The 6,863-nt window shown below is 65.7% G+C and carries 9 protein-coding genes; all 9 read left to right on the top strand.

Annotated elements, in window-relative coordinates; all coding sequences use genetic code 11:
- Positions 1-201 (top strand): hypothetical protein (locus VMR03_RS01995; protein WP_325401759.1); only part of this gene is annotated, 201 nt, incomplete at its 5' end.
- A gap of 94 nt (positions 202-295) precedes the next feature.
- Positions 296-709, top strand: a complete 414-nt coding sequence (arr, locus tag VMR03_RS01990; RefSeq protein ID WP_325401757.1) for an NAD(+)--rifampin ADP-ribosyltransferase — start codon at positions 296-298, stop codon at positions 707-709.
- A 119-nt stretch (positions 710-828) separates the two neighbouring features.
- On the top strand, positions 829-1,518 hold the full coding sequence (thiE, locus tag VMR03_RS01985; RefSeq protein WP_325401755.1) for a thiamine phosphate synthase: 690 nt from the start codon (positions 829-831) through the stop codon (positions 1,516-1,518).
- Entirely contained in the window at positions 1,515-2,600 is a 1,086-nt protein-coding gene (locus tag VMR03_RS01980) for a tetratricopeptide repeat protein (protein ID WP_325401753.1), read from the top strand. Before thiE ends, VMR03_RS01980 begins: the two co-directional genes overlap by 4 nt.
- A 221-nt stretch (positions 2,601-2,821) precedes the next feature.
- Positions 2,822-3,388 (top strand): elongation factor P, encoded by a 567-nt coding sequence (efp, locus tag VMR03_RS01975; protein WP_325401751.1) that lies wholly within the window; start codon positions 2,822-2,824, stop codon positions 3,386-3,388.
- Between the two features lie 16 nt (positions 3,389-3,404).
- Complete coding sequence (locus tag VMR03_RS01970) at positions 3,405-4,214, top strand: inositol monophosphatase family protein (protein WP_325401749.1); 810 nt, start codon at positions 3,405-3,407, stop codon at positions 4,212-4,214.
- A 138-nt stretch (positions 4,215-4,352) separates the two neighbouring features.
- Positions 4,353-4,949 (top strand): OmpA family protein, encoded by a 597-nt coding sequence (locus tag VMR03_RS01965; protein WP_325401747.1) that lies wholly within the window; start codon positions 4,353-4,355, stop codon positions 4,947-4,949.
- A gap of 45 nt (positions 4,950-4,994) precedes the next feature.
- On the top strand, positions 4,995-5,957 hold the full coding sequence (locus VMR03_RS01960) for a flagellar motor protein MotA (RefSeq protein ID WP_325401745.1): 963 nt from the start codon (positions 4,995-4,997) through the stop codon (positions 5,955-5,957).
- Positions 5,958-5,968: 11 nt separating this feature from the next.
- Positions 5,969-6,863, top strand: an 895-nt coding sequence (locus tag VMR03_RS01955; RefSeq protein WP_325401743.1) for a peptidoglycan -binding protein, incomplete at its 3' end; no start/stop codon positions are given.

Genomic DNA, 6,863 nt, shown 5'->3' with positions numbered 1-6,863 from the left:
GTGCTCGAGGTCGATGTGCAGCGAAAGCGCATCGGGCTCACCATGCGTCTCGGCGACGAGGCGGCGCCCGCGAAGGATCGCGGGCAGCAGGCCCGCACCCCCTCCAGACCGCAGGTGAAACAGCAGCGGGCGCCGGAGCCGTCCGGCGGCGGCGCGCTGGCGGATGCCTTGCGGAAAGCAGGCTTCGACGGGCGCAAATAGCAATCGGACGCAAGGCGCTCCCGCATAGCGACCAAATCAGGCGGGAGAAATTGAGCGGGAGGCAGTCGCCGCATCGAAGGGAGTTGCATTGCCTATGTCAGCCTCCGCCAGCATGTTTGCACAATCGTTCTTCCACGGAACGCGGGCCGATCTGAAGCCCGGCGACCTGATTATCGTGGGCTATCAGTCCAACTTCACCGAAGCCAGGGCGCTCTCCTGGGTTTATTTCGCGGGCACGCTGGATGCCGCGATCTGGGGCGCCGAGCTGGCCGCCGGCAGCGGGCCAGGACGGATTTACGTCGTGGAACCAACCGGGCCGTTCATGGACGACCCCAACCTGACGGATAAGAAGTTTCCGGGCAATCCGACGCTGTCCTATCGCTCCCGCGATCCGCTACGCGTCATCGCCGAAGTTACAAAGTGGCAAGGGCACCCGCCTGAACGGCTCCAGCAGATGAAGGAGGGTCTTGCCCGTTTGAACCCGGACGGCTCCGACATCATCGACTAAGATGAGGGGCGAACTGGCTAAGGTAAGGGGCGCGACCGGGCAGCTTTCCTCCTCCGAGGCCACCACCTGAAACAGGCCGCTTTGCCTTCGGGGGGCCGCCCGCGCTACAAAGCGGTCCCATGAGCAAGAAAAAATCCGCCCCCATCGAAGACGAACGCGAGCCCTGCCGGCTCTATCTCATCACGCCGCCGAGGCTCGAGCCGCGTGCCTTCGCCGATACGCTGAAGGCCGCGCTGGACGCGGGCGACGTCGCCTCGCTGCAATTGCGGCTGAAGACGGAGGCCGGCGAGACGGCCGACGCCGACACGATCCGCCGCGCCACCGAAATCCTGATGCCCGTGGCGCAGGCCCGGGACGTCGCCTTCCTCATCAACGACCGGGCCGATCTCGCGGCCGAGATGAACGCGGACGGCGTCCATGTCGGCCAGGACGACATGTCCTGCAAGGAAGCCCGCAAGATCGTCGGGCCGGACCGGATTGTCGGGGTCACCTGTCATAATTCCCGCCACCTCGCCATGGTAGCGGGAGAGGACGGTGCCGATTATGTCGCTTTCGGCGCGTTCTACGAAACCGGCACCAAAGAGGCCAAGACGAGAGCGGAACCCGAAATCCTGAGCTGGTGGACCGAAACCTTCGTCGTGCCCTGCGTGGCCATAGGCGGGATCACGGTCGAGAACGCCGCGCCCCTGGTTCGGGCCGGCGCGGATTTCCTCGCCGTCTCGGCGGGCGTCTGGAGCCATCCGGACGGCCCCGCCGCCGCAGTCGGCGCCTTCAACCGGATCATGTCCGAGGAAAAGAGAAATACATGAAGCGCCTTCCCGTCGTTCTCGTCGCCGCTCTGGCGGTATCGGCCGGCCTTCTGTCGGCCGTCAGCGGCGCAAGCCCGGCCTCTGCGGCCACGCCCGCCGCCGAAACGAGCGAACTTGCGCCCGTGGAAGCCGCCTACAAGGCCAAGGATTTCGGCAAGGCCTTCACGCTGGCAAAGCCGCTGGCCGAAAAGGGCAATGTGAAGGCGCAGCTCCTGCTCGCGACTTTTTACAATGCCGGCGTCGGCACCAAGCAGAACCCCGGCGAGGCGGCAAAGTGGTTTCGCAAGGCGGCCGACCAGGGCAGCGCCGACGGGCAATATGCGCTCGGCCTGATGACGCGGGACGGCATCGGCACCAAGGCAGACCCGGCCGGCGCACGCAAGCTCTTCGCCGCCTCCGCCGCGCAAGGCCATCCCGGGGGGCAGTCGGAGCTCGGCCTTTGCTATGCGACGGGCTCCGGCGGGCCTCAGGACGACAAGCAAGCGGTCAAATGGCTGCGCGAGGCGGTCAATTCCGGGAGCGCCAACGGGCAGTTCTATCTCGGTGCGCTTTACGCCGCCGGCAAGGGTGTGCCCCAGGATCTCGAACACGCCGCCAATCTCTACAAGCTCGCGGCCGACCAGGGGCAGCCCGACGCGAATTATCAGCTCGGCCTGATGCTCCAGGACGGCAAGGGCGTGGACAAGAACCCGGCGCTCGCCGTCGTCCGGTTCAAGACCGCCGCGAAAATGGGTTCGCCGGAAGCGGCGGGGGCGCTGGGCTATGCCTATTACAACGGCGTCGGCGTCGAGAAAGACACAGCCACGGCGGCCAAATGGTTCGCGCTTGCCGCTTCGGCGGGCATTCCCGATGCTCAACACCGGCTCGCGCAACTCTATTATTCGGGCGATGGGGTGGCCAAGGACCCGGCCGCCGCCCTCTTCTGGCTGACGCTGGCGGAGAAGGCAGGCATTGCCGACAAACCGCTGCGGGCGGCCATCGAACCGGAGATCACGCCCGAAATGCAGGCCAAGGTGAATGCCGAGGTCGCCAGGCTGACCAAGGGGACAAAACCGGCCGCGCGGAAGCCGGCCGCCCCGTAGCCGCAAGCCCGAAGGCCGCCCCTCCCCCGCGACCTGAAAGCCATTGGCCTTCCGGCCCCGGGATGCTATCAGAGCGCCGGTCGACCGATCCCCGCGCCGCCAGCGCGGTTATCGCGCGCTTGTCAGCCGCGCGGGCCGGCTCAACGATTTATTCTATTTTCGCGCCGGTCTTGCGAAAAGCCGGAAGCCATTTTTCGCACGACGCTTGAGAGATAAAGCCTATGCCCAAGATCAACGGAAACGAAATTCGCCCCGGCTACGTCATCGAACATCAGGGTGGCCTGTGGGCCGCCGTCAAGGTTCAGCATGTGAAGCCCGGCAAGGGCGGCGCCTTCGCGCAGGTCGAATTGAAGAACCTCGTCGACAATCGCAAACTCAACGAGCGCTTCCGGTCGGCGGAATCGGTCGAGCGCATCCGGCTCGAGCAGAAGGACTATCAGTATCTCTACGAGAATGACGGGATGCTGACTTTCATGGACAACGAGAATTACGAGCAGATCGAGCTCTCCAAGGACTGGGTCGGCGAGCGCGCCGCCTTCCTGCAGGACGGCATGAAGGTGACGGTGGAAAGCCATGAAGGCCGCCCGCTCGGCATTTCGCTGCCCGATCAGGTGGTGCTCGAAGTCGTCGAGACCGAACCCAGCGTGAAGGGCCAGACGGCGACCTCGTCCTACAAGCCCGCCGTGCTGTCGAACGGCCTCCGCACGATGGTGCCGCCCTTCATCACCACCGGGGAGAAGGTCGTCATCGACACGAACGAAGTGACCTATCTCCGCCGCGCCGACTGAGCGGAGCAAAAAGCCGATGTCCCGTCACACGCCCGTCATGGCCGTCATGGTCGCCGCCGCCCGCAAGGCGGCGCGCGGACTGCAGCGGGACTTCGGCGAAGTCGCCAATCTCCAGGTCTCGTTGAAGGGGCCGGCGAACTACGTTTCCGCCGCCGACAAGAAGGCCGAGAAGATCATCTTCGAGGAATTGTCGAAGGCGCGGCCCGGCTACAGCTTTCTGATGGAGGAAGGCGGCAGCGTCGAAGGCAGCGACAAGTCGCATCGCTGGATCATCGATCCGCTCGACGGTACGACCAATTTCCTCCACTCGATCCCGCATTTCGCAATCTCGATCGGCCTCGAACGCGACGGTCAGATGGTGGCGGGCGTCATCTACAATCCGATCACGGATGAGCTTTTCATCGGCGAGAAGGGCCAGGGCGCCTTTCTCAACGACAAGCGCCTTCGCGTCGCCGCGCGGCGCGAACTTTCCTCGGGCGTCGTCGCCTGCGGCACGCCGAATATCGGCCGCCCGGGCCACGAGATCCACCTCGCCGAACTTCGTGGCGTGATGAACGAGGTTTCCGGCGTCCGCCGCATGGGCGCGGCCGCGCTCGACCTCGCCTATGTGGCCGCGGGCCGCTACGACGCTTATTGGGAACACAATCTCGCGCCCTGGGACATGGCGGCCGGCATCGTCATCGTGCGTGAGGCGGGCGGCTTCGTCAGCGACATCAACGGCCGTGAGGACATGCTGACCACGGGCGGCGTCATCGCCGGCAACGACATGTTGCGGGCCCAGCTCGAAACCGTGCTGAAGCGCGCGCGGGCGAAGGCACAGGGTTAACCGGCCCGTCCAACTTCCGCCCGATTTGCCGCCTAGATGTTCGGCCGATCCGGTCTCGCCTCGCGCGGTTGTTCCCTTACGGATCGCGCTCTAGACTACCAGCCGGATTTCAGTCTTCCGGGGCGCACGGCCGAACCCATGATCCTCTCGTCGAAACGTCGGACATATCTCACCTGCCGGGTCGCCCGCGAGGCTCTGCTGGGTGCGGCGCTCGCGGCATCCACGACGGGAGCCGCGTATGCGGTGCCCGTCGACGCGGTGCCGCTCGAACGGCCGGGCACGCATATCGTCACCGCGCCGGAGGTTTCCCCGGACGTCTCGGGAGCGACCGACATGCCACCGGCGGGCCTGCCCGCGTCGCCCCTCCTTCCGCAGGAGCCGCAGGACGTGCCGAAGCTCGGAGCCCCCGCGCTCCGGGCGGCCGAACCCGCCATCCTGCGCGTCGCCTTCGATCCGGACGATGCGGTCCTGAGCCCGCAGGCTCTCGGACAAGTGAAAACATTCGCTGCCGCCTTCAAGCAGCGCGGCGGCCGGGTGACCCTCAAGGCCTATGCAGGCACCGCAGGCGACGTCAGCACCAATGCGCGGCGCCTTTCGCTGAAGCGCGTGCTCGCCGTCCGCGAGACACTGCTCGCGCAGGGCATTTCGGCAGAAAGGCTCAATGTGCAGGCGCTGGGCGGCGCGCGCGATGCGGGACCGCTCGACCGCGTCGATATCGTGCGGGCAGGCGGCTAGCGAGCCGGCGACGGCGACGGATTGGCGATCATCAAGAGGTAGGCGATGACGAAGGACTACACGGACGGCGCGGCCCTTTCCAACCCGCGACCCTACCTCGTACGCATGACGCTGTTCCTGATCCTGGTCGGCTTCCTGCTCGCCATCCTGTCGCCGAAGCTGAAGACCGCCTACCTCACCAATCCGGGGCTCAATACGCTCATTCTCGGCGTACTCGCGCTCGGCATTCTCTACGGCTTCCGGCAGCTCTTCATTCTCGGTCCCGAGGTGCGATGGGTGAACCAGTTCCGCCGCGCCGACCCCGGCCTCGTCATGCCGCCGCCGCCGCGGCTGCTCGCGCCGATGGCGACCATGCTCGGCGAGCGCAAGGGCCGCATGATGCTCAACACGCTTTCCATGCGCTCGCTGCTCGACTCGATCGGCTCGCGACTCGACGAACAGCGCGAAATCTCACGCTACATGATCGGACTTCTGATCTTTCTCGGCCTGCTCGGCACATTCTGGGGATTGCTCACGACCGTCACCTCGGTCGGCGCGACGATCCACGGCCTCAACGTCGAGACATCGGACCCGGCGACCGTCTTCCAGAACCTCAAGGCCGGCCTCGAAGGGCCGCTGTCCGGCATGGGCACGTCGTTCTCGTCGTCGCTCTTCGGCCTCGCGGGATCGTTGATCCTCGGATTTCTCGACCTGCAGGCGGGCCAGGCGCAGAACCGCTTCTACAACGAACTCGAGGAATGGCTGTCGACCGTCACCGATATTTCGGGCGACATGGAACGCGGCCCCGGCATGCTCGGCGAGACGGTGAAACGGCTCGAGCGCATCGAGCAGTCGCTGGCGGGCGGCGGCGCCAACAATGCCCCCATGCTCGCGCTGGCGGGCCAGGTGCAGGCGCTCACCGAGCAGCTTCGCCATGAACAGCAGCTCATCCGCAGGCTCGCCGAAAACCAGGAGGCGCTCGGTCCCGTTCTCGACCGGCTCGCCACCGCCGTCGGCGTCAAGAAGTAAGGTCGCGCTCGATGGCTCTTGCGCATAGACGCATTCGCGGCCGCGCTCCGAGCGCGGATTACTGGCCGGGCTTCGTCGACGCCATGTCGAGCCTGCTGCTGGTGCTGATCTTCCTGCTCACCATTTTCATGCTGACGCAGTTCTTTCTGTCGCAGCTCGTGTCGAGCAAGGACGCCGCGCTTGAAAACCTGCGGAGCCAGATCGCGGAACTGGTGAGTCAGCTTGCGCTGGTGAAGCAGGAAAAGGCCGACATGCAACTGACCATCGCGAGCCTGCAAGCCTCGCTCGCGGAGGCCAATGCGGAGAAGGACAAGCTCAGCGCCGATGCCGGCGCGGGCGCGCAGGTCACGGTGCTGCAGGACGAGCTGTCGAAGCAGAAGGACATATCGAGCCAAGCGCTGGCGCAGGTCGAACTTCTGAACCAGCAGATCGCGGCGCTGCGCCGCCAGCTCGCGGCGCTCGAGGAGGCGCTCGATGCGTCGGAGAAGCGCGACAAGGAATCTCAGGCGCAGATCGCCGATCTCGGGCGGCGGCTCAACGCGGCGCTGGCGCAGAAGGTGCAGGAGCTCGCGAAGTATCGCTCCGAGTTCTTCGGCCGGCTGCGCGAGATTCTCGGCAACCGCCCGGACATCGAGATCGTCGGCGACCGTTTCGTCATTCAGTCGGAAATTCTTTTCGACTCGGGCTCGGCCGAGATCAACCCGTCCGGCGTCGGTCAGCTTCGCAAGATCACGGATGCGGTGCGGGAAATCGCAGCGGAAATCCCTTCCGACATTCCCTGGGTGATCCGCGTCGACGGACACACGGACGCCAACCCGATCCACACGGCGCAGTTTCCGTCGAACTGGTATCTCTCCAGCGCGCGGGCGATCGCGGTCGTCGACTTCATGGTGAAGGAAGGCGTCG

Source organism: Parvibaculum sp., from assembly GCF_035511255.1.
GTDB lineage: Bacteria > Pseudomonadota > Alphaproteobacteria > Parvibaculales > Parvibaculaceae > Parvibaculum.
This window is presented reverse-complemented; position numbering and strand designations above follow the sequence as displayed.

Bases quoted from the DNA above. Each gene is read 5' to 3' on its own strand.
- arr (WP_325401757.1), top strand. From the start codon at position 296: ATGTCAGCCTCCGCCAGCATGTTTGCACAATCGTTCTTCCACGGAACG.
- thiE (WP_325401755.1), top strand. From the start codon at position 829: ATGAGCAAGAAAAAATCCGCCCCCATCGAAGACGAACGCGAGCCCTGC.
- VMR03_RS01980 (WP_325401753.1), top strand. From the start codon at position 1,515: ATGAAGCGCCTTCCCGTCGTTCTCGTCGCCGCTCTGGCGGTATCGGCC.
- efp (WP_325401751.1), top strand. From the start codon at position 2,822: ATGCCCAAGATCAACGGAAACGAAATTCGCCCCGGCTACGTCATCGAA.
- VMR03_RS01970 (WP_325401749.1), top strand. From the start codon at position 3,405: ATGTCCCGTCACACGCCCGTCATGGCCGTCATGGTCGCCGCCGCCCGC.
- VMR03_RS01965 (WP_325401747.1), top strand. From the start codon at position 4,353: ATGATCCTCTCGTCGAAACGTCGGACATATCTCACCTGCCGGGTCGCC.
- VMR03_RS01960 (WP_325401745.1), top strand. From the start codon at position 4,995: ATGACGAAGGACTACACGGACGGCGCGGCCCTTTCCAACCCGCGACCC.